This window comes from Paenibacillus baimaensis, assembly GCF_025567575.1.
This window is the reverse complement of the sequence record NZ_JAOQIO010000007.1, coordinates 672,490-698,758: the sequence shown is the minus strand read 5'-3', so window position 1 is coordinate 698,758 and position 26,269 is coordinate 672,490. Positions and strand designations below refer to the sequence as shown.

Sequence of the window (26,269 nt, the reverse complement as noted above, 5' to 3'; positions counted from 1 at the left end):
TTACAATTATAAAGGGAGGGTTACGAACAATGGGGAAAAAGGCTAGATTCAGTATCATCGGCGGTGGTTTCCGCACACAAGCATTCCTGCGCATTGCCAAAGAATTGCCTGAACGCTTTGAGGTGTCCGGTCTGGTCGTTCGAGACCCGGACAAGGGACAATTCATTGAGCAGGAGTGGAACGTACATACTTATCGTACTCTGGAAGAGCTGCTGGAGAAGGAGCAGCAGGACTTTGTTGTCGTATCGGTAGCGCGTACGGTATGTCCGGACTTCCTGTTTGAGCTGGCAGAGCGCGGCATACCAGCTTTGACGGAAACGCCACCTGCCCAGGATGTGGAAGGACTGCTCAGGCTGCATGAGCTTACGCTGAGCGGAGCCCGGATTCAGGTCGCCGAGCAGTATCATGATCAGCCACTCCATGCGGCAAGGCAAGCTTTTGTGGAATCGGGGCGACTGGGTACAATTTCGGAAGCTTATGTATCAACCGCCCATGATTATCATGGAATGAATCTGATGCGTAAGCTGCTGGGAGCCGGCTATGGGCAGGTCAAGATTCGTGCGATGCGGCATGAGACACCGCTGATGGGTGGACCGACACGAAGTGGCCCTCCTACGGAAGAAACGCTCATTCAATCTAAACGGGAACTGGCATGGCTTGAATTTGAGGATGGCAAGCTTGGCGTTTATGACTTTTGCAATGATCAATACAGGTCGTGGGTTCGTTCCAATTTGGTCAGTGTAAGAGGTGAACGGGGAGAAATTGTGGATCAGCGCATTAACGTGCTGGCTGATTATGCGACACCGCAGTATTTGGATTTTAAACGGATTAATAAAGGAGAAAACGGCAACCTGGAAGGCTATTTCCTGCAAGGGATCATGGCCGGTGATCAGTGGATGTATCACAATCCTTTTGTTGGATCGCGTCTGAATGATGATGAAATTGCAATCGCAACATGTTTGGCCAGAATGGCTGAATATGCGGCGGGTGGTCCAAGTAGTTACGGACTGCGGGAAGCGTCGCAGGATCAATATCTCGGTTTGATGATTCAGCAGGCGATTGCTTCAGGCGGAGTGGTCACTACCGACGTGCAGCCGTGGGCAATAATCGACTAACCATAATAAAACCTCTCACATCCCCTGATCGTAAGATCGGGCGGATGGAGAGGTTTTTCATTTCTTATTAACAATATGACGCTGCTTACTTTACTTCAAAGTAGGTAACGATTTCATCCAGAAGCAGGTTAGCCGCTTGAATGCCGCCAGCCGAGTTCCAGATCACATCATTAACTTTTACGACTTTGTTGGCTTTGGACACGTTCAAGTTTTTGAATAAAGGGTCCTTTAACCAATTATCGGCCACATTGGCTGCATCTGTCTTACCGGTATTTTCAGTTACAAAATAGAACAGGACATCACCATCCATACTAGGGATCGATTCCTTGGTCATTTTTTCAAATGAGGCGTCCTTATCCTGGGAGGCAGGGCGGGCAAATCCAAGCTGAGACAAAAGTAGACCCGCAAAGGTTTGCTTTTGATACATACGGACCTCCGCAGCGGAAAAGCGCACAAGCGATATTTGGGTAGCTGCCTTAGCTCCAAGCTTGGCTTTTACATCCACAACACGTTTTTCGAACGCTGCTATAGCTTTCTCACCTTCGGCCTTTTTGTTCACCGTTTCTGTATACAGCTTAAAATTCGTTTTCCAGTCCCCTGATAAATCAGCTGAGAATACGGTAGGAGCGATGTTCTTCAATTGATCATAAATTTTGGCTTGTCTGACTTTATTGCCAATAATTAAATCGGGCTTAAGACTGGCGATCAGTTCAATATTTGGTTGTAATTCATCACCAAGCACAGTGACGTCCTTCATGTCTGCTTTAATATGCTCATACCAAGGCTCACCGTACCAGGACTTAACAGCGCCAACCGGTTTAATGCCGACTGCAAGCAGCGCTTCTGTTCCTTCATTCGTCAGAATAACAACGCGCTTCGGCGTACCTGTTAAGGTTTCTTCACCCATAGCATGTTTAATTACCCGTGGGGCTTCAGCTTGTGGTGAAGCGGCTGCTGATGGAGCTGGTGTGGCTGCGACTGGGGTCGTTTGTTGGGGATTGCTTCCGCAGCCTGCTGCTATGAACAATAGAATAACCGATACTAAAAGCAGCAACGGACTACGGGTAGATCTCAGTAATGATAGCATGAATGTCTCTCCTCTGAAAAAGTAAATGGCTTTAACAAACACAAAAAATGATAATGGTTATCATTATCATTAAAATAATAAGGGATATGAAGGGCCACGTCAATTGCTAAATCAGATTCTGGAGCGTTGGCTCAGGAATCCAGTTTAATCCGAGACTTATGTAATATGAATATGAACTAATTAAAGATCATTTTCGTGAAGATAGGCGACGGCCTCAGACCGGCTGGAAACCTTCAGCTTTTTGTAAATCGTACTCAAATAATTTTTTACGGTACCAGTTGTCAGAAACAATTCTGAAGCGATAGCTTGGTTGGACTTTCCTTGTTTTAGATTCCTTAAAATGTTGCGTTCCTGGATCGACAAGCCATTCAACTTTTCATCGTGTTGTTGATCGGGGTAAGCTGGTGCCATATTGTCCTGTGACGATCGGTTTTTATGCTGCTCGGAAGCATGGAGCATCCGGGCAAGTCTCAGCTGAATGCTGTAAGGGTAATTGATTCTCCCACCCATACAGTCCTGAATCGCAGAAAGCATCTTCTCAGTCTCAATGCCTTTGACCAAAAAGCCGCTTGCTCCATGACGAATCGCTTCCCATATGTAATCTTCATCCTCAAAGGTTGATAATATCAACACCTTAATCTCAGGAAATTGCAATTTGATTTGTCTGGTTGCCTCCAATCCATCCAGCTTCGGCATATGGATGTCCATCAATACTAGTTGAGGACGATGCAGTTGTACCTGTGCTAGTGTGGCTATTCCGTCACCTGTCTTGGCTACTACGGCATAGTTGTCCTCCATGCTTAGAATGGCCGCCAAACCATCACGGATTAAAGGTTGATCGTCTGCTATAAGGATGGTTGTTTTAGACAAGTTGCTCACTCCGCTCGATCGTTTTTGCTTGATATGGGATCGTTATTTCCAACGTGACACCGCCAGCCAAATTGTGGCTTGAAATCGCAAGCTTTCCGCCAACATCTGCAACTCTCTCGTTCATAGCGTTCAGGCCAAAGCCATGAACGATTTGGAGTGGAGGTTTGCCATTGTCGGCTAACATAAATCGAATGTACGCAGAGTCATAGGTTAATGAGAACTGGAACAACGTGCTGTTACCATGCCGAATCCCGTTCGTTATGCCCTCTTGCAGTGCACGATAAATCGTTAGCTCGATCATGGGCGACAATTCTGGAATCGTAGTATCAATTTCGCATGCAATTTCCACATTTGTCAACTTTTCCGTTTCCTCAATTAACCCCATAAGCTCAGGTATGAACGGATGGCTCGGGAGGTTTTCACGCAACAGATGTACTGAGGTTCGTACGTCGTCCAGTCCGCTGAGAATATTATCTTTCGTTCTATCGATCATTTCCAAAGCAAGCGAATAATGACTTTTCCCGATAGCATGTGCGGCTGTTTGCAGTCCTGTTAACGCTGATGTCAGCGTATGCCCAACCGAGTCATGAATTTCACGGGATATTCGTGTTCTTTCTTGTAATATGGCTTTGCGCTCCAACTCAATCGAGGCGATTCGCAGTTGTTCGTTATCTCTGGCCAATTGATTTTTTTGCTGAAAAGCGATTTTTGCAAGAAAGCTCATTCCAAAAATGGCGAAGTACTCGATGATTCGAGGAAAAGTAAAGAAAATTTGTTCGTAAGGGGGGAACTGTTTGAAAATCCAAAGGCTCAGCAAACAGCAGATATAGCTCACTATAGTAAAAATAAGCGAACGGTTTCTGGAGTGATGAAAAGTAAATTCACCTATGAGAATCAAAACATAAACCTGTGCAAAGAAGTCCTCTGAAACTACCCATATGATAAGTGCTAGAGCCTGTTGAGAAACTAAAAATAGAACGCCAGTCCTTCGGTGCAGATCGACCTTCAGGATATAATCCCGAAACAGGACGACTGCGATAAAAGTACAAGTTAGTAAACAAAGTCCAATAGAAAAATTAGTCGTATGGAGCAGTAAGGTGACGGATGCTACTAGTACAATTGCAGTCAAGATTAAAGTTAGATTTCTATTTAATTGCGTATCCATGGCATACCCTCACATGAAGTGAAATATCTAATGACTTTATTTTACCATAAACATGACTTAAGTCATATTATTTAGAAAATAATGTCGAGATATGACCAAAATACTGTTTTTCTAGTGAATTTCTTCATCTGGGTTAGGCCATTAGAATCATCTATAATAGAAGAGTATGATAGACTAGGTTAGATATAGGTGTTTAAATAGGTATTGTCGCCCAAAGATGCTAGTGCCTATATAAGGTGTAGGTCAAAAGGACTGGGATTTATGTCAGTGGAAAGTCATATAGCTGTGGACCTGTTCAGCAATTACAGATGAAAATAGAAATTCAAGGGAGGCATGGATCATGTTTCTGATTTTATGGAATGTACTAGGCGGCGTTCTTCTAATTTCGACTCTATGTCTGCTTATCGGTTTAATAAGGGGAGGCAAGCCTGAACAGGTGAAGCTCTCTATTGACAGTAGGAAATCGTCATATGAGGAACGGAAAATCTCATGAAAACGACGGTATGGAATATGAGATATTGAATGAGCTCCAGATTCAGAGAATAGGTCCCGCTATGCAAGATTTTTTAGATTGTAATCAGTTTACACAGCGAGAATCGGAAATTCTCATACTGATTGCTGTATATGGTTTTTCCAATCGTGAAATTGCCGAGTATTGCGTAATTAGTGAAAAAACTGTCAAAAATCATCTTGCCAATATTATGAAAAGGATGGGCATTCGCTCGACACGGAAGCTGCTTTCCCTACTGTTCAATCATGTACTAAACGTTCGTGAACAAGATTCCGCTAATAACAATCGAGTTGCGACTATATTATGATCAAACCTATGGATGGAGGTATTTATATTTCAGCTGTGAATAAAGGAGTAATGATTGCATTTTTAATAATGGCCATTTTGCTGTCCGTTGTGTTTGCATCAAACCTCGTTAATGCAGCAAGTGAACCAAATCTTGCTTTAAATCCGAGTCAGACAGGTTACCCCGAGGCTACAGCATCCTACACCTGTGGCTGTGACAATGTATGGAGTGCCGTTAATGGCACTTTTTACTTCAAAGGTAATGAACCGCGTGACAGATGGACCAGCTATTATACCGGGAGTGAAACGGATTGGTTGGCTATTGATTTTGGGTCACCTACAACGTTTAATCAGGCTAAATTATACTTTTATAATGACGGAGGTGGGGTGATTCCTCCAGCGAGCTATCTTGTCCAATATTGGAATGGTAATAGTTGGGTAGAAGCGGCAAATCAAATAAAGACCCCAGAAACACCTACCGCCGCTGTAGATAACGTGGCAACACCGGAGAACACTTTAAATATAGTGAATTTTGATACAGTGACATCGACTAAATTAAGAATTGTATTTACCAACACAAGCGGTTATGCTACCGGGCTTGTTGAGCTTGAAGTATTCTTACATCAATCCGCCGATCAGATTGCAGCTTCTGCAATGATAGCGCAAATTGAACAATTGCCGATCCAGGGAGCTGTCTTATTAACGGACAAACCGGCTATCGTCGCCACTCGTACCGCCTTCGATAATCTCACAGTAAACCAAAAAAATCTGGTCACGAATCTGAGTAAATTAACAGCGGCGGAAGCAGCCATAGCCGCACTGGAAGCAGCCGTGGCAGATCAGATTGCAGCCTTTGCAATGATAGCGCAAATTGAACAATTGCCGATTCAGGGAGCTGTTGTATTAACGGACAAGCCAGCTATCATCGCGGCTCGTACCGCCTATACTAATCTCACTGTGAGCCAAAAAAATCTGGTCACGAATCTGAGTAAATTAACAGCGGCGGAAGCAGCTATTGTAACGTTAGAAACGGCCTTAATTCCGGGCGTGAAGAACGTGGGCGTACTATCTGCTTTTGGCAACGCAGAGGGAAATACGATAAAGTTAAAATTATCTTCGGTCCTGGATGTGACGTACAGCATGCAGGCGGACAAATTTCAAGTTATCGTCAATGCAGCTCCAATTCCAGTAACTCATGCCGTCTATGATTCGACAGATCCCAGTCATCAAACAATCCAATTAACATTTTCCTCGCCTGTATTATTGAATGAAACCTTGGTTACTTTTTCATCACATAGCGGAGCGTTCAAAACGAGCAATAATGAATTCAATAATGCGATCCCTTCCAGACCCGTCATTACATTCAAAGCATTTGATCTGACATTGGATAATCAAATTGGTGTGGACGATATCGTTCGCATGATGAGCAGTCCTGCTATGCAAATCGACGTCAATCAGGATGGGATTTTTAATCGAGAGGATCTATTCATGTTATTGAGTCAGATTTCGGTGCGTTAACTTTAGTCAGTTCATCAAACCTCCATTGGGAGGTTTTTTGTTTTGTGCAATTATAACAGGTTAATGGAGCAAAGTAAGGATGGACTCCACAGAATTGTCAATAAAGGAACGATTGGGACGTGATTTCATGAGCACAGTAAGTCCGATTAATGACACGACAAGTGTCTGCGCCAAAGCGGTTGCATTCGCAGCTGGATCTAGCTCACCCGATTGTTGGCCTCGTTCGATCGTTTCTTGAAATATGACGGACAAATACATCTGATGCTCTCTGGTCAATATTTCAAATTTGGCATCATGAGGGGAAAGCTCTACCATCGTATTAATGCAAAAGCATCCCCGATTAGGCGCCTCTTCGTATTCCTGTGCCACCAAATTTTCAAAATAGGAACGAATTGCAGCTTTGACTGATGGATTCTTTTGAAGTTGAGCTCTTATACTTGAAGCATGAGACTGGATATACTTTCGAAGTGCAGCTTCAAATAGTTCCTTTTTATTCCCGAATGCTGCGTAAATACTGGGTCGTTGAATACCCATTGTAGAAGTCAAATCACTTAATGAGGTGGCCTCGTATCCTTTCTCCCAAAATACAAGCATAGCTGCGTCTAATGCCTTGTGCTCATCAAATTCACGAAGACGTACCATGTGGAACCCTCTTTTCATATCGATCAGTATAGTATGATTTTATTATTCGTTTGCGATATTGTCAAATCCATTGACATAACAAATGATAACTTATATATTATTAACCATCATAACATACTGATCAGTATAAAATGAAGATTTATATATAAGGAGTGTTAGCTTATGGAAAAGCTTGATGAACAAGCATTAGCTGTCAATGAGGATTCAAGCGGTGTAGAACCCAGAACAACTGTAGAGTCTACTAAATCCGGTTCAGGTAGGGTTCCATCCCTTTCACGCTCCATTACGCTGTTGTTGGCAGTTGCCTGTGGGCTGGCTGTAGCCAACATCTATTTTGCGCAGCCACTGCTTGACACGATAGCTAACGAATTCGGTATCGCTTATTCGTCGATTGGGATTATCATTACGATTACTCAAATATGTTATGCGTTGGGGCTTTTCTTGCTGGTACCGCTTGGCGACCTGTTGGATCGGCGCAAGTTGGTTGTCACTATGATGCTCATATCTGTTCTTGCACTTATAACGGTCGGTTGTGCACCTAATAGTGCTGTCATGTTGATAGGTATGGCTGTAGTCGGATTAATGGCGGTAGTCGTGCAGGTGTTTGTCGCATATGCGGCGACTCTGGCTGCGCCCGCTGATCGTGGACATGTGGTTGGCTTGGTGACGAGCGGTGTGGTTATTGGTATTTTGCTGGCGCGTACTTTTGCCGGTGTCTGGACCGATCTTGCCGGATGGCGTGCGGTTTATATGATCTCTGCGGCATTAACACTGGTAATGGCTTGTGTGATGTTCCGGGTATTGCCTCACCAGGGAAAAATGACAGCGGCGTTATCGTATCCCAAATTGCTGCGCTCGGTGTTCATGCTGTTTGTTCAGGAACCGGTATTGCTTATCCGTGCCGTGATCGCTTTGTTGATTTTTACTGCGTTCAGCATCTTGTGGACTTCGCTGGTTCTGCCGCTCAGTGCACCGCCACTTTCACTGTCACATACCGCAATCGGATCGTTTGGGCTAGCAGGTGCTGCGGGAGCGTTAGCGGCAGCGCGAGCAGGACAACTGGCTGATCGTGGGTTAGGGCAGCGAACAACAGGTATAGCTCTTGTCGTATTACTGGGATCGTGGCTGGCAATCAGCTTGGCCGAGCACTCATTGTGGGCACTCATTGTTGGTGTGATCGCCCTGGACTTCGCCGTGCAGGCTGTGCACGTGACTAGCCAGAGCATGATCTTGAGTGTTCGTCCGGAATCGCGCAGCCGTCTTACAGCGGGCTATATGATCTTTTATTCCATCGGCAGTGCAACGGGTTCAGTGGCTTCAACCTTCGTGTACGCACATGCAGGCTGGATCGCCGTATGCTTGCTGGGTGCTGCGGTCAGCGCCTTAGCGCTGCTCTTTTGGGCATTAACCCGGCATTTAACACCAACGTCTGATACAGCCAGCTGATACAAGGCGCAAGCATCAAGTAATCCAAGAGGAAAAAATGAATGATCATAGTCAAATGACTGTGATTTTTTTCATGCTGTCCTTTACGCTTGGATGAATCCTCAAGTAGAATGAGCTTGAAGGTGCCTATAATTCTGTTGATCAGTCGAGGATGGTACGATGAGGATCCAAAGTACCTTTTGGTTACGAAAGGAGAAAAGCTATGTATCGCGTTTTAATTGTAGATGATGAGCCTTGGGTGCTTAAAGGTATACTCAACACGTTCAGATGGGACGATTTCGGTTTTGTGGTGATAGCGGATACAACCGATCCTTTGTTGGCCTACGACACCATCCTTAAACAGCAGCCGGATGTGGTTATGACGGACATCAGGATGCCGGAGCTGACGGGGATAGACCTGATGAAGCTGAGCCGGGAGCAGGGGATCAAAGCAGAGTTCATTATTATTAGTGGAGCGGCTGATTTTCATTATGCGCAGGAGTCGATTCGCTTGGGCTGCTTTGATTATATGTTGAAACCGCTTCAATTCGATGCGGCGGATGCTTTGCTGGAGCGGTTGAGCCACCATTTGGAGTCGATGCATCTACCAAAAGAAGTCGCGGCAAGAGAATTGGAGCCAAAAGCCGAGAATGCTGCGCCGAGCCCACTCATCAATGAGAATTTCAAACAATTGCTGGACTATGTCAATCATCATTATGAGGATGAGCTGTACCTGAAGGAGCTTTCGCACAAATTTTATATCAACTACACGTATTGCTGTGATTTATTTCAAAAGGCTACGAAATCTACCTTCAACGAATTTGTAACCCGCCTGCGCATGAATAAAGCCGAACAGATGCTCAAGGAAAGCCATTTATCGGTTCACGAGGTTGCCCGGACAGTAGGCTATAAAGACTGCAATTATTTCAATAAGGTTTTTAAAAAATGGTTTGGCATGACTCCGACAGGCTACCGCAAGAGCCAGCAGGTGGATCAGGCATGAGATTATTAACAAAAATGACTTTAATGCACAAGCTGCTGCTCATTGTCGGCATATCCACACTGATGATATTTTCACTGCAAATTTATTACTATTCCAAATTTTATGGGCTGACCGAGGACAAGGAAAATGTACACACCTCCAAAATCTTGAAGCAGGTGGAGGAAAAGGTGATTTCCTATGCGCAGGATATTAAGGATGCTGCCCTGGCCTCCTCTTACAACACGATGACACATGACTATTTAAGCTCGGATGACCCGATCTACAGACTTCGACTCAACAAGATTGTGATAGAAATTATGTCCGGTATTAAAGCCTCCAACAAGAATATTCAATCGATTATGATCGTGGATAAAAACAACAATATTCTCGGCGCCTTAAACCCCGAGGATTATGTAGTGCTTGAGGAGTTTGAGAAGAAATACAGCTTGCCTGTTTTTCGTTCGCAAACGAAATTTTTCGGGAAAGTATTTAATAGTGAAAAAATGGAGCGGCCCGCCTACTTCTTTTATCATTCCATTTCTTCCACGCTAAACAGTGACAGCACAGTTTCGGATTTGGGAAAATGTATTGTCGTTTATAAAACAGAAATTTTGGACCAGCATATAACCAACATTAAGAACACACCCAATTCATTACTGATGATTCTCGATAATGAATCCCACATTGTTACGGCGGATGAAAGCTCGATGAAAGGAACTTTTTTTGATAAATCGATTTTTGGAGGCATGGAAGGCGACAGCAGGGAGCATCAGGTGGAATATCGTCAGAAGCTGAACCATGTTCAAATCAACGAGATTGAACTTCTGGATTGGAGAATTGTCAGCATGATACCGATTAACGAAATGACCGACGAACTGCGGGCTATCCGCAACAGCGGTTTTATGATCGGCACGGCGATGACGCTGCTTATTTTGGTGATGGGCCTGCTGTTTATCCGAAGTGTGACGCTGCCCTTTGGGCGGATTATACGTTTTGTCAATTTTATCGGGAACAATGACGGCAAGCAAAGACTGAAAATGTCGATCGGCAATGAAATGGGTTTTTTGGCTATTGAAATCAACAGGATGCTGGATCGGGTTGACGAAGCGAATGAGCAATTGCTGGAAGCCAGCATTTCATTGTATCAGATGGAGTTAGCCAAAAAACAAGCTGAATTAGCTTCTCTGCAAAGTCAGATCAACCCTCATTTTCTGTATAATACGTTGGAATGTGTTCGAAGCATCGGGCTTGCCAACCGGGTGATGGAAATTGTGGAGATCGCTACATCGATGGCCAAAATATTCAGGTACAGCATCAAGGAGGATCATTTTGTCCAAATCAACAATGAGATGGATTGCATTCAGGATTATATGCGTATCATGACCATCCGATTTACTGACAAATTCAGTGAGCACATCAGCATCGAAGACAACGTTCTCAGTATGAGGATTCCACGAATGATCTTGCAGCCGATTGTTGAAAATGCGATCTATCATGGACTGGAGCGGAAGAACGGCAAAGGGATTTTGACCATAAAGGGTTGGGTAACGGTGGACAATGTGGTACGCTTCGAAATTGCCGACAATGGTAAAGGGATACCTGCTGCAGAGCTTCACAAGCTTCGCCAACGCTTGCAAGCGGCGGATATCGATCAGAGCTTTTCCACGGAAAAGGGGCTGGGCTTATTGAATATACAGCGGAGAATCAAGCTTGCTTTTGGTGAGCCGTACGGCATCGAAGTTAACAGCATCGAGAATGAAGGGACTCAGGTTAGCCTGCAAATCCCCATCTCCTTTGACGAGCAGCCTGCAGAGCGGTGAAGATGTACTACTGCATGATGGACAACACTTTTTGTCATATTCATGATTGAATCTTAATGCTGTAAGTTCCGAATTTATTACCCTATCGTCCGAAACGAATCTCTGGAATTCCCTTAGAAAACGTTTACAATTAAAGTGATAATACAAGGAGGCGGATGTGGATGTTTAACCTGCACTCATGTTATGTGAAAGAGCTTGACAGCAGCTGGAGGATGGATCGCACCGTAACCACACATGATTTATTGATTTTTATTACAAGCGGCAAATTGATTTATTGGGTTGATAATGAGAAAATCCCGCTGCAGCAGGGTGATATTTTGTACATTCCGGAGGGTTCGCTGCGCAGCGGAGCAGCTATTGAATACCATCAAAGGTATGCAACGGTGTTCAGTTCGACAGGAGCCGATCAAGGACTGCTGCCGATACTGGACAAGAAAAAGAGCTTTAAAATGAAAATTCAAAACTCCGCGTATTTCAAGCTGAGATTCTCGCAGTTAACCCATCATTGGCAGATGAAGGGGCCTTATCTGGACACAACCTGTTATGCGATTCTGCTGGAGATGCTCAGTATGATCAACAGCGACCTGGATCACAGGGAGCTTGGTACACGGAAATTGAAGCTCGTTACCGATATCAAAAACTATATCCACAATCATCATCAGGAATCCATCAAGCTGCAGGATTTGTCGGATTACAGTGGAAAAACGCCCAATTACATATCCTGTTTATTTAAGCAAGTGACCGGCTTTACGCCGATAGAATATCTTCATGATGTGCGGATCTCGGTAGCGAAGGATTTGATGCTGAGCAAATCGATAACAGTTCGCGAGATTGCCGAGCAGACGGGATTTTGTGACCAGGCTTATTTTCACCGCGTTTTTAAAAAGGTAACCGGTTATTCGCCGACAGATTTTTTGAATGAAAAATACGGATAGATTTAACTTTCATAGAGGCACTTGCACAGAAATGCAGCAGGTGTCTTTTCTTTCTAAAAAACTTTGCAACAATCGTAAGATCGTACAAAGAGGCGGGTATCGTTAATGGTGCTGAAGGAAAAAAGGGACTATGCTGATAGAGAAGAAGAAAGCTTCTACGCTTGAAATAGCCAAGTAGCCATCATAATTTGAAATGGAGGAAATGATCAATGGAGCCATCGAGTTTGCAGTATGCATTAACAGAGGAAGAGCGTCAAACGTTTAACGAGACAGGGTACCTGATCCTGGAAAATGCTTTATCTCCCGAGCAAGTGGCAGCGCTTACCAAAGAGGTTGACCATATATTCGAAACGAAGGTAAAGGCCGGTCATGATACAACGAAGGCATTGTTTCATCCCAACTTTATTCCGGATCATCAGCTTTTCCTTGATTTACTCGATTATGAAAAGGTACTTCCTAAAGTATGGGGAATTCTCGGCTGGAACATCTATTTGTATCATGCCCATATGATAGTTACCCCTCCGAGCGGCGCGGAGCAGAACGATAAAACGTTCGGCTGGCACCAGGACAGCGGGCGGATGAATATCGAAATGGAATCGGAGCCGCGCCCACGTATGTCGTTGAAAGTAGCGTATTTTTTATCGGATATTTCCGAGCCTGGACGCGGTAATTTCTGGATCGTTCCCAACAGCCATTTGAATAATACAATGGTCAGACCTGAGAGTGGGATCGGTCAGCTCGAAGGAGCGATTCCCGTATGTGTGAAGCCGGGAACGGCCGTGTTCTTCGACCGGAGGTTGTGGCATGCGGCAAGTCCGAATTGGTCTGACATTACGCGCAAGGTGCTCTTCTATGGTTATGGATACCGTTGGATACGGACAAAGGACGACATGACGGTACAGGATCTGTATCCGAAGTGTGATCCGATTCAGCGGCAGCTACTGGGTGACGGGATTAACTGCAACGGTTATTACACACCAACGGATGAAGAGGTGCCGCTGAAGATATGGTTGAAGGAGCATGCACCTGCGCAGGTGGGCAAATAAATAGGTAGAGCAATGCACAGGTAAATGGATGAGTTCAACGATAGAGCGACCATAATGACTATGCTTAAGCAAGGGGGATATGCGATGTCAGTAAATGAGCAGACAGCAGTAAACGAACCTTCGGACGCTTCCAGAGCAGCAAGAAAGAAAGTGAAGCACGGCATTATCGATTGTGATGTGCATCCGATACCCAAAAGTATGGATCAAATTAGGCAATACTTGCCGAAGTTCTGGAAAGAACGGTTTCGGGGAGGAGGGAGAGGGTTGTTTTACGGCAACCCCTCCCACGGTATGCGTCAGGATTCGCTTCCACCCGACGGAGGACCGGCTGGCTCTGACCCGGGCTTCATGCGCAAGCAGCTGCTTGAAGCCAATAATATCAAAACCGCGATCTTGATTCCGCGCGAGAACAGCTGCCAGTTTCCCGATCTGGATTACGGCAATGCAATTGCTTCGGCCTATAACGAGTGGATCGCCGATACGTGGATCGGCCCTGACGATAATCATGACGGCATATTCAAGTCGTCGATCGTTATCAATCATAGCGATCCAGCCTCCGCTGCCAAGGAGATCGACCGTTGGGCAGGGCACAAGCATTTCATCCAGGTGACTACCGATTCGGGTGCCAGATTTCTGATGGGACACCGCAATTTTCATCCGATATTCGAAGCGTGCAGCAGACATCATTTACCGCTTGCTCTGCATCCGGGATTAGATGGGATTGGCATTAATATTCTTCCGTCTCCAGGCAATCCAAGCCATTACATTGAATGGCATACCTGTATGTCTCTCAGCTTTCAGGCGCATTTGGTCAGTCTCTTGACGGAAGGAACGTTTGAACGGTTCCCGGATCTGCGTATCGTGCTGGTCGAGGGCAGCTCGACATGGCTGGTTCCGTTGATGTGGCGGCTCGATATGGAGTACAAGGCATTACGTCACGAAATCCCCTGGGTCAAAAAGATGCCAAGTGAATATTTGCGTGACCATGTGCGGATTACTTCGCAGCCGTTGGAAAGACCAAATAACGATGAGGATTTTATGGATATGTTAAGAATGATGGATGCCGAGCACCTGCTGATGTTCTCCTCGGATTATCCGCACTGGGATTTTGATAATCCGAAATCGGCTTTTCCCAAGCTTCCGGAGAAGCTGTACAACCGAATCTTTTTTGAAAATGCGGAGGAGTTTTATGGATTATAGGTCCGGTGAATAAGTTTCAGCTGCGCGGTCAAATATCCCTCCAATCGCTGTTGTTTCCGTATTTCTCTGATCGTATAAGACATTTAGCTGTATAAATACGGAAACAAAGGCGACCGCTCCGCTTTTCCAGGATTATTTGACCGCTCCGCTCATTGTTCACCGGACCTTGAAATTAAATATTAGGAAGAGGGGAGAATCGGCAGATGGGCAAGCATTTGGTAGGAGCCACCAGTGAAATATTACCGGGTCAAAGGAAAATTGTTACGGTAGAAGGCATTACGATGGGTGTTTTTAATGTTAATGGTACGTACTACGCAGTGAAAAACAGCTGTCCTCACCAGCAGGCGCCATTATGTGTGGGCAAAGTATCGGGAACGACGCTTCCCTCTCAGCCAGGAGAGTTTCTGTATGGCAGGGAAGGAGAGATTCTCCGCTGTCCATGGCATGGCTGGGAATTCGATCTAACGAACGGGCACTCGTTGTTCGACCCCAATCGCTGCTGGGTGAAAACCTATGAGGTTGAGGTAGAACTGCCTGAGGAGGAGCAGCCCAAGCTGGAGACGTTCCCGGTCAGTGTCGAGGAGGAGCGCGTTATGGTTTCTGTGCACAGATAATGTAGGTTTATTCGGCACGGCGGCAGAAAACACAGAAAGGGGCGGTACCTCATTATGGAGGAACAGATAAAAAGCACTCATAATCGAAGCACCAATAAAACCGGAATCATTGATTGTGATGTACATCCCTATCCGAAAAACAAGGAAGAAATCCAGTCCTACATGAAGCAGCCTTGGCGGGAACGGTTCAATAGTGGGGGTAGGGGGCATTACGGTAACCCAGTGCATGGGGATCGGCAGGATGCCAAGCCCCCCGGCGGGGGACCCAGCGGCTCCGACCCTGAATTTCTAAGAGAGCAGCATGTGCTGAAATATGGTATCGATCATTGTATTCTCCTTCCTCGTGCCTTCTGTAATTTACTCCCCGACCCGGATTTTGCAACCGCCGTAGCTGCTGCATTTAACGATTGGCTGGCGGATACATGGCTCGGCAAATACAATGGTGACGGTGTATTCAAAGGATCGATTACGATTGCTCACCAAGATCCGTTAGCGGCAGCGGCAGAGATCAGAAGATGGGCGGGCCATCCGCATTTTGTTCAGGTGATGACGGATTCCGGTGCAAGGGCACCATTCGGACAGCGGCAGTATTATCCAATTTATGAGGCTTGTGCGGAAGCCGGACTGCCCTTGGCCATTCATCCGGGTACGGACGGTATGGGCATTAATATCCAGCCTACACCGGGGTATCCAACCCATTATATTGAGTGGCACACCTGTCTTTCGCTCGGCTTTCAGGCGCATCTGGTCAGCTTTATTACAGAAGGAGTCTTTGAACGGTTTCCCGGGTTTAAAGTTGTGCTAGTAGAAGGCGGCGTATCCTGGCTGCCAGCTTTAATGTGGAGATTGGATGCCGAATATAAAGCTCTCCGTTATGAGGTTCCATGGGTGAAGAAACGTCCGAGCGATTATTTGCGCGACCATGTACGGATTACTTCGCAGCCATTGGAGCGGCCTGACAATGACAGCCACCTGCTGCAAACGCTGGAAATGATGGATGCCGAGCATCTGTTGATGTTTTCAAGCGACTACCCGCATTGGGATTTTGATTCCCCGAAGCTTGCGTTTCCTAAATTACCTGAGCCGTTATGGCAGAGAATCTTTAAAGAGAATGCCAAACAGCTTTACAAGCTCTGAATAACCACATACTTGTAAGCGTTTAACAAGGGCGCATTAAAGATTTCTATAATGAGGGGATGATTGGCATGCAAAGTAAAGTGTTGTCAAGAACAGCCGGGTATCTCGCACTGGGTATGACCTTATCTGCGCTGGCAGCCTGTAGTGCGGCCCCAGCAGCCAATGATGCAAAGGGCACGGACAGTCAGCCGACTGCAGCAGACAATAAGCCCTTTGCCTATAGCACGATGGTATCAACCTTTGCTGCGGTTCCCGACATGAAAAATCAATTTTGGACCAAATTTCAGAAGGATAACAACCTGCAGCTGGCTATTGAATGGATTCCGGATGTCGAATTTCAAACGAAGCTGAATCTGGCGATGGCGACCGGAGAATTGCCGGATGTCGTATCCGCCCAGAACCCTCATGATATCGGTACATTAAACGCGGTAGATAAAGGCATCTTTTGGGATTTAGGCCCACTGCTCGGAGATTTAAGCAAATATCCGAATTTGAAAAAGAACATACCCGAAGCGGCATGGAAGTTTTCCAAATATAAAGGCACGTATTTCTTTATTCCGAGAGCCCGCTCTCAAATCAATACAGGCTGGATGATCCGCAAGGATTTGCTGGATGATGTTGGTCTGCCTTTACCCAAAACGACAGATGAGCTGTACACAGCGTTAAAACAGATCAAAGCCAAGGATACAGGCAACAAGCTGATAGGAACGCTGTTTTTTGAATCGATTGCTTCTTCCTTCGGCACCTTTACCCCACAATACAACAAAGAAGGCGGCATGTACCGTAATTTACTAAGCGATGCTTATACGGACATGGTGGATTGGTACCATAAATTATATGCGGACGGCTTGATGTCCAAGGAGTTTTCCGCAGTCAAAGGCCTTGAGCCGGATAATTTCTTCGGTTCCGGTAAAACGATATTTCATACCAAAAATTTCTGGCATCAATACCGGATGGATCAGGAAAATAAAAAGGTCAACCCCAAAGCCAGTGTAGAGCTGGTCCCGTCACTAAAAGGGCCAGGGGGCTACAGCGCTTATTTGGAGCCGGGGTTTACAGGCGGTCTGTTCATTTCCAAAAAAGTGCCTGAAGAAAAAGTTAAAAAAATTCTTGATGTTTTCAATATGGCAGCCAGCGATGAAAATTCCCAAGCGTTATTTTATGGATATGAGGGCGTCCACCATAAGGTGGAAAATGGAAAGTACATCATGACCGATATCGGGCTCAAGGAAATTCAAAGCTTTACGAATGATCCGTTTACAATTAAAAGAAACGAGTGGGATAAAGTAGACAGCCCGCTTGCCCCGATTGAAGTCGATTTGGCAAATCGCGAAAAAGTGAAGCCATTATATAAAGAGCTGACGGTCGATCCCTTCCGGATTATCCGATCGACGACCTGGACGGCGGAATGGCCGAAATTTGCAGATGAATTTGAAAAGAAAAGAACGGAAGCCATTATGGGTATCATTACGATGGATCAATACAAGCAATATATTGAAGGCTTAAGGAATAACGCCGTATTGAAAAAATCGTTCGTAGAGCTTGCCGCCAGCTATAAGGAATACTTCGGGAATTAATCAACCCAGGTCAACGGAACGGACGAACGGGCGGCTGACAGCTGGCTGCACCTATCCGTTGACCCTCCCATTTTTTAATGGAAGGAGCATGATGATGGAAGTTCAAAAGGCTGAATGGAATAAAACGGCAGCAAACTCCCGGGAACGGGTCCGTTCTCGTTCAGCATGGTCGCAATATGTGAAATACAGGCATATGTATTTGCTGGTGATACCGGGATTTCTGTTTTTTGCTGTATTTAAGATGGTACCGATGTGGGGCCTGCTGCTTGCCTTTAAAGATTACAGCCCCATTGATGGATTTGCCGCCAGCCCGTGGGTGGGACTGAAGCATTTTAACGAGATGTTTGCGGATGAGCATTTTTATATCATGCTGCGCAATACACTATTAATCAATGTATTTGGGCTTGTGTTCTTTTTTCCGCTGCCTGTGCTTTTGGCAATTATGCTCAACGAGGTTCGTCACGAAGTGTTCAAAAGGGTGAATCAATCGTTAATTTATATGCCGCATTTTTTGTCATGGGTCGTGATTGCGAGTCTGACCTTTTTCATGTTATCTGTTGATGTCGGTTTGATTAACAAGGTCATACGGGCTGTCGGTTTGGAGCCTTATTCCTTTCTGAATGACAGCAAGCTGTTCTGGGGAATGGTCACGGTACAAAGCATATGGAAGGATGCGGGCTGGGGAACGATTATTTTCCTGGCTGCTATAGCAGGCGTCAACCCGGAGAGGTATGAGGCAGCCGTTGTGGACGGTGCGGGTCGATTCAAGCAAATCTGGCATGTTACTTTGCCGGCCATACGCCCGACGATCGTTATCCTGTTAATCCTCCGATTGGGCCATATTACCGATGTGAATTTTGAGCAGGTTCTGTTGATGATGAACCCGTTAGTGCGTAATGTGGGCGATGTATTCGACACGTATGTGTACAATAACGGAATCCTCCGTGGTATGTACAGTGTGGGGGTAACAGTCGGATTTTTTAAAGGCCTTATTGGTCTGGCGCTGGTCATGGCCTCGAATTATATTGTCAAAAAACTGGGACACGAAGGCATTTACTAAAGGCTGGGGGAATCGACCATGAGCTTTGTGCAGCACAAAAAAATAACGCTTTTTGATATCGTGAATTATACGTTGTTGGCGATCATCTCGGTATCCTGTCTGTTTCCTTTTGTTTATGTGTTGAGCTTGTCCTTGACGGATCGAGCCGTGTATGTTCCATATACCTTCCATTTGTTTCCTGAAAAATGGTCTTTGGCTGCATATGCCTATATTTTGTCATCGGATAGTTTTCTGAATGCCTTGAACAGCACATTGTTTATTACGATTGTAGGCTCGATTTTAAATTTGGCTTTTACCTTTACGATGGCTTACGGCTTGACCGAAAAAAGATTGCCCCACCGGAAATGGATTTACGGGATCGTTGTATTTTCTCTGGTGTTCAGCGCAGGGTTAATCCCCGGCTTTTTTCTGGTTAAGGAGTTGGGCTTGATGAACTCGTATTGGGCACTGATCCTCCCGTCGCTGACCAATGCATGGAGTCTGATCGTGGTCAAAAGCTTTATGGATTCATTGCCGGTAGAAGTGATGGAGTCAGCCAAAATCGATGGCTGTACGGACCTGGGTGTTTTTGGCCGTATCATCCTGCCGCTCAGCAAGCCGGCCTTGGCCGCATTTTTTCTATTTTTTGCTGTGGCTCATTGGAACACCTACTTTAATGCTCTTATGTTTTTGACCGATTCCAAAAAATGGACGCTGCAGGTACTGGTCAAATCGCTGGTTCTCGATAACCGCGCTTCAACCTCCGGCATGGAAGCCTCTATCGGCGACTCAGCCCCACCGTCGGAGACTGTCCGTTCCGCGGCTATCATCCTCGCGATCCTTCCCATCCTGTTCATCTATCCTTTTTTGCAAAAGCATTTTGCGAAGGGTGTCATGGTTGGTTCAGTGAAAGGGTAATCCTAAACGTGTTGTGACGAGGTAAAAGGTAATATTTGTAAATTTAAGTATCGAACAAATAAACGAAATAAGCCTTGCCCTGAACTGGGGCGGGCTTATTTTTGTATTAAAAAAGTAATTTATTACCATTTACAGGATTCGTGAATTGGATGCTTCCGAACCCCTGGGTAATTTTATGAGATTTTATCAGGATCCGAAGCCCTCTTTTTTTATATTGCAAGAAAAGCAACCTATTGGACACGAATGTATCTTCACCGAATAGGCTTCGATCAGAAGCTTTTCTTATATCGTATTGTTTTCAAATCATGATATATTGAAGGAGCGGAATGAGCAGGTGCTACCGACAAGGTGCATAACCCGTGAAATTTAGTGGAAGGTGCTTGTGATAAAAATGAATACCTATGTCAGAAAGTTATTTCATCGCAGAAAGTTTTTCGTGAAGCTTTTAACCTATTCCTTGTTGATTGCCATCATTCCGAATATGGTTACATCAATCTTGGCTTATGTAAATGTCACGAAAGTATTCCGTCAGGAAGCCAGCACCAAAAACCAAGTTCTTCTGACTCAAATGAAAAGCGCGATGGAGATCCTCGTACAGCAAATACAAGAGAACAATAAGCAAGTCATTTATAATACGTCGTTTCGTAATTTCGAGAATTTTCCCAACGGGTATTATTATGAGAACTTGTCGGGTAATTTGAAAACAGAGGATTTGCCGACCAACTACTGGTATTTGAGAAACAAAGATGAAGCAGTAAACAGCATCAATCTGTTCAAACTGTCCAGTTCCTATGTGGATACGGTTTATTATTATGACCGTGACAAAAGCATCGTGTTAACTTTCGGCGGCGAAACCTTGCTCAAACAATACGACTATGGCTCCTTTTATGATAAGGACTGGTTTGATTCACTGGACCGATTCGATGAGCGTGGCATGGTTTTTCTCGATACCCGTCCAGCCATGCAAGCGAATCAAAGCTTGAAAAATGTGATCACTCTGATCATCCGTTCAAGTGTGTCCAATGCCTTCATTATTAATCTGGATGTGGACAAGCTTGAGGATAAGATCGTATCCAAGCTGTCGGATCAGGATAACCTGCTGATCGTCTCCCGGGAACGGGGATTGATTTTCAAATCCCACGGGGAGAAAACGACTGACGAATTGCTTGAACTCATCAAGGATGATACACGTGTGTTCCAAGATACCAATAATACCGTTATCCAGAAAAACATGCTGATCACCAGCACGTTCTCGCCCGAGCTTGGCTGGTCGTTCGTCAATTATACGAGTATGGACAGCTTGGAGCAAGGATTGAATTACTTGAAGCAGCAGATTCTCATGTCATCGTTGTTTTTGATTTTTGCGACCATTTTGATTGCCTTTTTATCTTCCAAAAAGCTGTACCGGCCTCTTCAGCAAGTGATGGATACGATGAGAGTACAAAAACAGAAAGCAGATGGCAGCTCCAAACCAGAGTTGAAGGATGAATTTCAGGACATTGCCGATTTCGTTCGGTTGACCGTATATGAGAAAGAACGGATCATTGACAGATTGCAGGAAAGCTTGCCTTACTATAGGGAGAAATTTATTCTTTCGCTACTGAAGCCGAGTACCCGGACAGAAGAAGAGATTAATGCCAAGCTTGATTATTTAGGAATCGAGTTTGAATTAGGTCCTGTCATTTGTTTTGTCGTATCCATGGATAACTATACTATATTGTTGGAGGCGGAAGATCCGAAAATTATTGATTTGTACCGAATCAAGGTCATTCATTTACTGCAGCAGTGTAATTATGACGGCGAACAGGTCCTGATCACTGAAGTGGAGGATGACAAGCTAGCAATTGTAATGACTATGGGAAACTTGTCATTGGATAATGTCTTTTTGATTGCTGAAGGAATGATGCAGCAGCTACAGGAATCAATGGGAGATGGATTTACAGTCGGCATTGGCAGTCCGTGCAGCGATATGTCCACACTTCCTGGTTCGTATCACGGCGCATTGGAGTCGCTGCAATTTAGATTTTTATATGGCGGCAATCAAGTCATTTTTATTGGTGACGTATCTTTGATTTCCAGTGGGGACCAGGATTGGTTCAAACAGCTGTCCGAAGCGTATGTCGCAAACATTAAATTGGGGAAATCGGAGGATGCTAAGCAGACGTTGGACGCCATTGTGGAGAACATCAAGGAGAAACGCATCCACTACAATGAAGCCCGTTCTTTCTTCGCACAGCTGCTCCAGGGTCTGCAGTATGGGATTTCGGCGATCGGAGGTAAGACGGATACGTTGTTCGGGCTGGATCCCTATCAGAAGCTTGCGAATAAACAGAGGATTGAGGATATTACCGACTGGTTCGAAGAACTTACGGATCGAGTGATTGTATCCGTGTCGGAAGAATTTAATGCCAAAGGAACCAATCATATTACCAAAATACTGGATATCATTGATGCGGATTTGAGCCAAGACCTGAGCTTAAATGCAGTTGCCAGCCGATTGTCGCTCAATCCTTCCTATGTCAGCCGTTTGTTCAAGCAATTTGTTGGTAAGACGTTCGTTGAATTTGTGACGTCTCGGCGGATTGAACAGGGAAAGCTGCTACTGGAAACGACGGACATGAAGGTTGGCGATGTGGCCACAAGCGTTGGCTACCAGAATTCGTATTATTTTATTAAGCTGTTCAAAGAAGCGACGGGCATGACTCCTGGAGAATACCGTAAGCAGCACGTGCGGGAGTAATACAATCTTGATATCACTTTTATTAAAATCAAGGAAAGAAGCCGACTTGATGGGCACACACCACCATTTTTCGCATTAATCTTTTGACATGGTGAAACTACTATATATTTCATCGTTTTAAGCATGCTATGCTCTGATTGCGGGATGAAAGCGCTTCATTCAAGAAGGTCTTAATAATGACCGCGAACAAATGAAAACATATGGGGAGGTAAAAGAGAATGAACAGAAAGTGGATTGGAACGACCGTTGCCGCATCAATGATGGTCACACTCGTTGCTGCGTGCTCCAACAATACGCCGGCTAAACCAGCGGCGGGAGGTACGGTTAAAGAACAGTCTAAGGACGCTTCCAAAATCGTCATTTATATGAACACGAATGCGATCTCCCGCAAACCGGAAGGCAGTGACCCGAAAGCGCTGGAAGAAGTGACGAAATATGTTAAAGAACAAACTGGCGTAGAAGCAAAGGCAATCATCCCTCCTAAAGGCTCCGAGAAGGATAAGCTGAATGTTCTGCTCGCCTCAGGCGACCAACTGGATGTTTTTCAAGGAGGCTGGGATGAATACAAACAGGCCATTATCCCACTGAATGATCTTCTGGACAAATACGGTCCCGACATCAAGAAGGCGTGGGATGCCGATGCTTGGAAGCTTATGACGGACAAGGACGGGAAAATCTGGGGTATTCCACGAATTATTACGACAGCTCCTTTCCCGCTTTGGGTTCGTGCTGACTGGCTGCAGAAGCTGAACCTCCCGATGCCGAAGACGCTTGATGAATTCGAGAATGTGCTTAAAGCCTTCAAGGAAAAAGATCCAGATGGCAACGGGAAGGACGATTCCATTCCAATCCTGCTGGACGACCGGTTTCAATATGGCTTGGTCGGCGCTTTCACCGAGAACGGCTACAGCAATTGGATAGACCCAAAAGATAACAAACTGAAAATTCCCGAGCTGCAGCCAGGTTATGTCGATTTCTTGGCGAAGATGGCAGACTGGTACCAGAAGGGCTACATTTATCGTGAGACGTTCGCCAAGTATGATGTACTGGAAATGTTGAAGACCAATCGTGTTGGTGCGGTGGACATCTGGTACTCTAGTTTGACTGTTAATGCTCCGAAAGTAGCACAGACGGTGAAGGAGATGGACTACCAAGCAATTCCTGATATCAAAGGACCTAAAGGTTACTTCCAAACGGCATATCCTGGAACATCTTCAGCCATGCTCGTAACTAAATCTTCGAAAAGTCCGGAAGGGGTCATTAAATTCATTAACTGGCAGTATCAAAACGTGGAGAACCACTTGACTGCCTGGTACGGTTTAAAGGACAAACATTGGAAATGGGCTGACGAGGGCAAGAAGACAGTCGAGGTATTCAATCCAAGTCCATACGCCGGAGAGTTTATGATTACTCTTGGACTGGCTATGGAAAGAAAGTATGCTACGAATGATCCACTGCGGGTTAAGCACTCCGATTTCCTGAATAATGAATTAACCAAGTTTGACAAAGTGAAAATGCCTCTCGATCTCGGTGTCATTTATGACCAGATGGCTCTGAAGGAAAAGGTACCGAACGCGGGCGATTTGGATCGTCTCCGGAAAGAGGAAGTTATCAAGTTTATTATGGGTGCCCGTCCAATTAGTGACTACAATAAGTTTGTAGATGAGCTATACAAGGCAGGTCTTGATAAACTGATTGATTTCCAAACGGAACAGTATAACAAACAAAAGAAATAAGCCCATACTGCGTATCGGCAGGTTAGGTTTATCTGGACCTGCCGCATCGCCTTATTGAATGGCTGGACGGGAGAGTTACAACTATGAATTCACAGAATGTTGGAAATATTTGGAGAAGGCAGAAGTTTTATTATTTTCTGATGCTTCCCGGTCTGCTTTACTTCTTCATCTTTCATTACATCCCGATGTTTGGTGTATCCATCGCGTTCAAGGACATCACACCTTTTGATGGTATCGAGGGAATATTCGGCGGCGAGTGGGTAGGCCTCGCACATTTCAAGCGTTTTTTCGATTCCTATTATTTTTGGAATGTGCTTGGAAATACCGTTATCATCAGTTTGTATAAACTTTTTTTTGGTTTTCCCGCTCCGATCCTGCTCGCTCTATTATTGAATGAGGTCACGAGCAAATGGTTCAAAAAAAGCGTGCAGACCATTTCTTATTTGCCGCACTTTATTTCCATGGTTGTTGTTGCCGGGTTATTGACCAATTTGTTGTCAACAGACAATGGGATACTGAATGCCATTCTAAGCGCGCTCGGTAAAGAAGCAGTTTCCTTTTTGGGTGAGCCGGCCTATTTTCGAACCATCCTGGTCATTTCCGACGTATGGCAATCGATAGGTTGGGGAAGTATTTTATATCTTGCAGCCATGGCGGGGATCGATCCGCAGCTTTATGAAGCTGCCAAGATGGACGGAGCCAACCGTTTACGGCAAATGTGGCATATTACTTTGCCTGGCATTAGTTTTGTCGTATCCATTCTGCTCATCTTGAATGTAGGCAAATTTTTGGAAGCCGGGTTCGAGCAGATCTTTCTATTGTATTCTCCGTCCGTGTATCAAGTTGCGGATATCATTGATACGTATGTATATCGGCAAGGCCTGCTGCAAATGCAATATTCTTTCGCGGCAGCCATTGGTGTGTTCAAAAATATTGTGGGTATGGTCTTAATTCTGCTCGCCAATTACATCGTCAAAAAAATGGATCAGCCTGGGCTGTGGTAAGGGGAGGGAAATACTATGATTAACAAAAGAGAAAAAACAACCCAATGGTTGATCTACATTGTCCTTGTCCTCGTATCTCTAGCCTTTTTACTGCCATTTTTGTCGGTTTTATCTACTTCCTTGGTTAGTGAAAAAGAGTGGATGCGGCGAGGTGCCTTTATTTTATTCCCTGAAGAGTTGGATTGGACAGCTTATCGGATGGTATTATTCGACAGCACATTAATTTGGGGTGCGTACCAAGTTACTCTCTTCCGTGTACTGGTGGGAACAGCGCTGAATTTGATCGTGACTGCCATGCTCGCTTACAGTCTGGCCCGCAGGGAATTGCCGGGGAAAAATATCGCCGTTACTTTCATTTTTATTACGATGATCTTTCACGGCGGTTTAATCCCGAGTTATTTGCTTATCAAGTATATCGGTTTGCAAAATTCGTTATGGGTATTAGTTCTGCCATCGCTTGTTAGTGCGTGGAATACGTTCATTATGCGCAATTTCTTCATGTCGATTCCGATTGAGCTTGAGGAATCAGCCGTAATTGACGGCGCCTCACCAGCTAAAGTGTTAATGAAGATCATTGTCCCATTATCGATGCCGTCGTTTGCTACAATCGGGTTGTTTTACGGGGTTTATCATTGGAATGAATGGTTTCAAGCCTCTATCTATCTGAATGATACACACAAGTATCCGGTTCAGGTGTTCATGCGCAATATATTACTCAGCGGTTCACTTCAAGATGAACAAATGGATTTGACGAATGAATTACCGCCTGCCGATACACTGAAATCAGCAGTCATTATGGTCAGCACTTTGCCTATTTTATTGGTATATCCATTTATTCAAAAGTATTTTGTAAAAGGCACACTGGTTGGTTCCGTAAAGGGATGAGCTGGATGAAATTATTGG

General features: G+C 45.0%; 22 protein-coding genes. 18 read left to right on the top strand and 4 right to left on the bottom strand.

Annotation, left to right across the window (positions count from 1 at the left end; translation table 11 throughout):
* Nucleotides 1-29: 29 nt before the first annotated feature.
* On the top strand, nt 30-1,115 hold the full coding sequence (locus OB236_RS04680; protein ID WP_262682985.1) for a Gfo/Idh/MocA family protein: 1,086 nt from the start codon (nt 30-32) through the stop codon (nt 1,113-1,115).
* Nucleotides 1,116-1,200: 85 nt separating this feature from the next.
* On the opposite strand, the gene OB236_RS04675 is transcribed toward OB236_RS04680, so the two are convergent.
* The 3 genes from OB236_RS04675 to OB236_RS04665 form a co-directional block, all read right to left on the bottom strand.
* On the bottom strand, nt 1,201-2,202 hold the full coding sequence (locus OB236_RS04675; protein ID WP_262682984.1) for an ABC transporter substrate-binding protein: 1,002 nt from the start codon (nt 2,200-2,202) through the stop codon (nt 1,201-1,203).
* 180 nt (nt 2,203-2,382) lie between these two features.
* Nucleotides 2,383-3,072 carry a response regulator transcription factor gene (locus tag OB236_RS04670; RefSeq protein WP_262682983.1) on the bottom strand — a complete coding sequence of 230 codons (690 nt, stop codon included), beginning with the start codon at nt 3,070-3,072 and terminating at the stop codon, nt 2,383-2,385.
* Entirely contained in the window at nt 3,065-4,237 is a 1,173-nt protein-coding gene (locus OB236_RS04665) for a sensor histidine kinase (protein WP_262682982.1), read from the bottom strand. The genes OB236_RS04670 and OB236_RS04665 overlap by 8 nt, the downstream gene beginning before the upstream one ends.
* A gap of 470 nt (nt 4,238-4,707) precedes the next feature.
* On the opposite strand from OB236_RS04665, the gene OB236_RS04660 reads away from it, so the two are divergent.
* Both OB236_RS04660 and OB236_RS04655 read left to right on the top strand, forming a co-directional pair.
* Nucleotides 4,708-5,055 carry a response regulator transcription factor gene (locus OB236_RS04660; RefSeq protein WP_262682981.1) on the top strand — a complete coding sequence of 116 codons (348 nt, stop codon included), beginning with the start codon at nt 4,708-4,710 and terminating at the stop codon, nt 5,053-5,055.
* Nucleotides 5,056-5,105: 50 nt separating this feature from the next.
* Entirely contained in the window at nt 5,106-6,551 is a 1,446-nt protein-coding gene (locus tag OB236_RS04655) for a discoidin domain-containing protein (RefSeq protein WP_262682980.1), read from the top strand.
* Nucleotides 6,552-6,611: 60 nt separating this feature from the next.
* On the opposite strand, the gene OB236_RS04650 is transcribed toward OB236_RS04655, so the two are convergent.
* Nucleotides 6,612-7,193, bottom strand: a complete 582-nt coding sequence (locus OB236_RS04650) for a TetR/AcrR family transcriptional regulator (protein WP_262682979.1) — start codon at nt 7,191-7,193, stop codon at nt 6,612-6,614.
* A 162-nt stretch (nt 7,194-7,355) separates the two neighbouring features.
* Between OB236_RS04650 and OB236_RS04645 the strand changes: the two genes are divergently transcribed.
* From OB236_RS04645 to OB236_RS04575, 15 genes are all read left to right on the top strand, one after another.
* Nucleotides 7,356-8,639 (top strand): MFS transporter, encoded by a 1,284-nt coding sequence (locus OB236_RS04645; protein ID WP_262682978.1) that lies wholly within the window; start codon nt 7,356-7,358, stop codon nt 8,637-8,639.
* A gap of 202 nt (nt 8,640-8,841) precedes the next feature.
* The gene (locus OB236_RS04640; protein WP_262682977.1) at nt 8,842-9,621 is read left to right on the top strand and encodes a response regulator transcription factor; all 780 of its coding nucleotides are present in this window, start codon (nt 8,842-8,844) and stop codon (nt 9,619-9,621) included.
* The gene (locus OB236_RS04635; protein ID WP_262682976.1) at nt 9,618-11,420 is read left to right on the top strand and encodes a sensor histidine kinase; all 1,803 of its coding nucleotides are present in this window, start codon (nt 9,618-9,620) and stop codon (nt 11,418-11,420) included. The genes OB236_RS04640 and OB236_RS04635 overlap by 4 nt, the downstream gene beginning before the upstream one ends.
* A 161-nt stretch (nt 11,421-11,581) precedes the next feature.
* Entirely contained in the window at nt 11,582-12,355 is a 774-nt protein-coding gene (locus tag OB236_RS04630; protein WP_262682975.1) for an AraC family transcriptional regulator, read from the top strand.
* A gap of 209 nt (nt 12,356-12,564) precedes the next feature.
* The gene (locus OB236_RS04625) at nt 12,565-13,401 is read left to right on the top strand and encodes a phytanoyl-CoA dioxygenase family protein (protein ID WP_262682974.1); all 837 of its coding nucleotides are present in this window, start codon (nt 12,565-12,567) and stop codon (nt 13,399-13,401) included.
* A gap of 84 nt (nt 13,402-13,485) precedes the next feature.
* Nucleotides 13,486-14,601: an amidohydrolase family protein gene (locus OB236_RS04620; RefSeq protein ID WP_262682973.1), complete on the top strand. Its 1,116-nt coding sequence runs from the start codon at nt 13,486-13,488 to the stop codon at nt 14,599-14,601.
* Nucleotides 14,602-14,804: 203 nt separating this feature from the next.
* Entirely contained in the window at nt 14,805-15,215 is a 411-nt protein-coding gene (locus OB236_RS04615; RefSeq protein WP_262682972.1) for a Rieske (2Fe-2S) protein, read from the top strand.
* 54 nt (nt 15,216-15,269) lie between these two features.
* Nucleotides 15,270-16,352, top strand: coding sequence for an amidohydrolase family protein (locus OB236_RS04610; RefSeq protein ID WP_076231844.1), 1,083 nt, complete (start codon nt 15,270-15,272; stop codon nt 16,350-16,352).
* Between the two features lie 68 nt (nt 16,353-16,420).
* The gene (locus OB236_RS04605) at nt 16,421-17,929 is read left to right on the top strand and encodes an extracellular solute-binding protein (RefSeq protein ID WP_262682971.1); all 1,509 of its coding nucleotides are present in this window, start codon (nt 16,421-16,423) and stop codon (nt 17,927-17,929) included.
* A gap of 94 nt (nt 17,930-18,023) precedes the next feature.
* Nucleotides 18,024-18,989 (top strand): ABC transporter permease, encoded by a 966-nt coding sequence (locus OB236_RS04600; protein WP_317259312.1) that lies wholly within the window; start codon nt 18,024-18,026, stop codon nt 18,987-18,989.
* Between the two features lie 18 nt (nt 18,990-19,007).
* Nucleotides 19,008-19,886, top strand: coding sequence for a carbohydrate ABC transporter permease (locus tag OB236_RS04595; RefSeq protein ID WP_076231850.1), 879 nt, complete (start codon nt 19,008-19,010; stop codon nt 19,884-19,886).
* A 391-nt stretch (nt 19,887-20,277) separates the two neighbouring features.
* On the top strand, nt 20,278-22,626 hold the full coding sequence (locus OB236_RS04590; protein ID WP_262683079.1) for an AraC family transcriptional regulator: 2,349 nt from the start codon (nt 20,278-20,280) through the stop codon (nt 22,624-22,626).
* 218 nt (nt 22,627-22,844) lie between these two features.
* The gene (locus OB236_RS04585) at nt 22,845-24,362 is read left to right on the top strand and encodes a type 2 periplasmic-binding domain-containing protein (RefSeq protein ID WP_076231855.1); all 1,518 of its coding nucleotides are present in this window, start codon (nt 22,845-22,847) and stop codon (nt 24,360-24,362) included.
* Nucleotides 24,363-24,445: 83 nt separating this feature from the next.
* The gene (locus OB236_RS04580; RefSeq protein WP_262682969.1) at nt 24,446-25,366 is read left to right on the top strand and encodes an ABC transporter permease; all 921 of its coding nucleotides are present in this window, start codon (nt 24,446-24,448) and stop codon (nt 25,364-25,366) included.
* A gap of 15 nt (nt 25,367-25,381) precedes the next feature.
* Nucleotides 25,382-26,251, top strand: coding sequence for a carbohydrate ABC transporter permease (locus tag OB236_RS04575; RefSeq protein WP_076231859.1), 870 nt, complete (start codon nt 25,382-25,384; stop codon nt 26,249-26,251).
* Nucleotides 26,252-26,269: the final 18 nt, after the last annotated feature.

What these genes read in the sequence shown, in the direction of transcription:
- OB236_RS04680 (WP_262682985.1), top strand. Translation starts at nt 30, where the DNA reads ATGGGGAAAAAGGCTAGATTCAGTATCATCGGCGGTGGTTTCCGCACA.
- OB236_RS04675 (WP_262682984.1), bottom strand. Translation starts at nt 2,202, where the DNA reads ATGCTATCATTACTGAGATCTACCCGTAGTCCGTTGCTGCTTTTAGTA.
- OB236_RS04665 (WP_262682982.1), bottom strand. Translation starts at nt 4,237, where the DNA reads ATGGATACGCAATTAAATAGAAATCTAACTTTAATCTTGACTGCAATT.
- OB236_RS04660 (WP_262682981.1), top strand. Translation starts at nt 4,708, where the DNA reads ATGAGGAACGGAAAATCTCATGAAAACGACGGTATGGAATATGAGATA.
- OB236_RS04655 (WP_262682980.1), top strand. Translation starts at nt 5,106, where the DNA reads ATGATTGCATTTTTAATAATGGCCATTTTGCTGTCCGTTGTGTTTGCA.
- OB236_RS04650 (WP_262682979.1), bottom strand. Translation starts at nt 7,193, where the DNA reads ATGGTACGTCTTCGTGAATTTGATGAGCACAAGGCATTAGACGCAGCT.
- OB236_RS04645 (WP_262682978.1), top strand. Translation starts at nt 7,356, where the DNA reads ATGGAAAAGCTTGATGAACAAGCATTAGCTGTCAATGAGGATTCAAGC.
- OB236_RS04640 (WP_262682977.1), top strand. Translation starts at nt 8,842, where the DNA reads ATGTATCGCGTTTTAATTGTAGATGATGAGCCTTGGGTGCTTAAAGGT.
- OB236_RS04635 (WP_262682976.1), top strand. Translation starts at nt 9,618, where the DNA reads ATGAGATTATTAACAAAAATGACTTTAATGCACAAGCTGCTGCTCATT.
- OB236_RS04630 (WP_262682975.1), top strand. Translation starts at nt 11,582, where the DNA reads ATGTTTAACCTGCACTCATGTTATGTGAAAGAGCTTGACAGCAGCTGG.
- OB236_RS04625 (WP_262682974.1), top strand. Translation starts at nt 12,565, where the DNA reads ATGGAGCCATCGAGTTTGCAGTATGCATTAACAGAGGAAGAGCGTCAA.
- OB236_RS04620 (WP_262682973.1), top strand. Translation starts at nt 13,486, where the DNA reads ATGTCAGTAAATGAGCAGACAGCAGTAAACGAACCTTCGGACGCTTCC.
- OB236_RS04615 (WP_262682972.1), top strand. Translation starts at nt 14,805, where the DNA reads ATGGGCAAGCATTTGGTAGGAGCCACCAGTGAAATATTACCGGGTCAA.
- OB236_RS04610 (WP_076231844.1), top strand. Translation starts at nt 15,270, where the DNA reads ATGGAGGAACAGATAAAAAGCACTCATAATCGAAGCACCAATAAAACC.
- OB236_RS04605 (WP_262682971.1), top strand. Translation starts at nt 16,421, where the DNA reads ATGCAAAGTAAAGTGTTGTCAAGAACAGCCGGGTATCTCGCACTGGGT.
- OB236_RS04600 (WP_317259312.1), top strand. Translation starts at nt 18,024, where the DNA reads ATGGAAGTTCAAAAGGCTGAATGGAATAAAACGGCAGCAAACTCCCGG.
- OB236_RS04595 (WP_076231850.1), top strand. Translation starts at nt 19,008, where the DNA reads ATGAGCTTTGTGCAGCACAAAAAAATAACGCTTTTTGATATCGTGAAT.
- OB236_RS04590 (WP_262683079.1), top strand. Translation starts at nt 20,278, where the DNA reads ATGAATACCTATGTCAGAAAGTTATTTCATCGCAGAAAGTTTTTCGTG.
- OB236_RS04585 (WP_076231855.1), top strand. Translation starts at nt 22,845, where the DNA reads ATGAACAGAAAGTGGATTGGAACGACCGTTGCCGCATCAATGATGGTC.
- OB236_RS04580 (WP_262682969.1), top strand. Translation starts at nt 24,446, where the DNA reads ATGAATTCACAGAATGTTGGAAATATTTGGAGAAGGCAGAAGTTTTAT.
- OB236_RS04575 (WP_076231859.1), top strand. Translation starts at nt 25,382, where the DNA reads ATGATTAACAAAAGAGAAAAAACAACCCAATGGTTGATCTACATTGTC.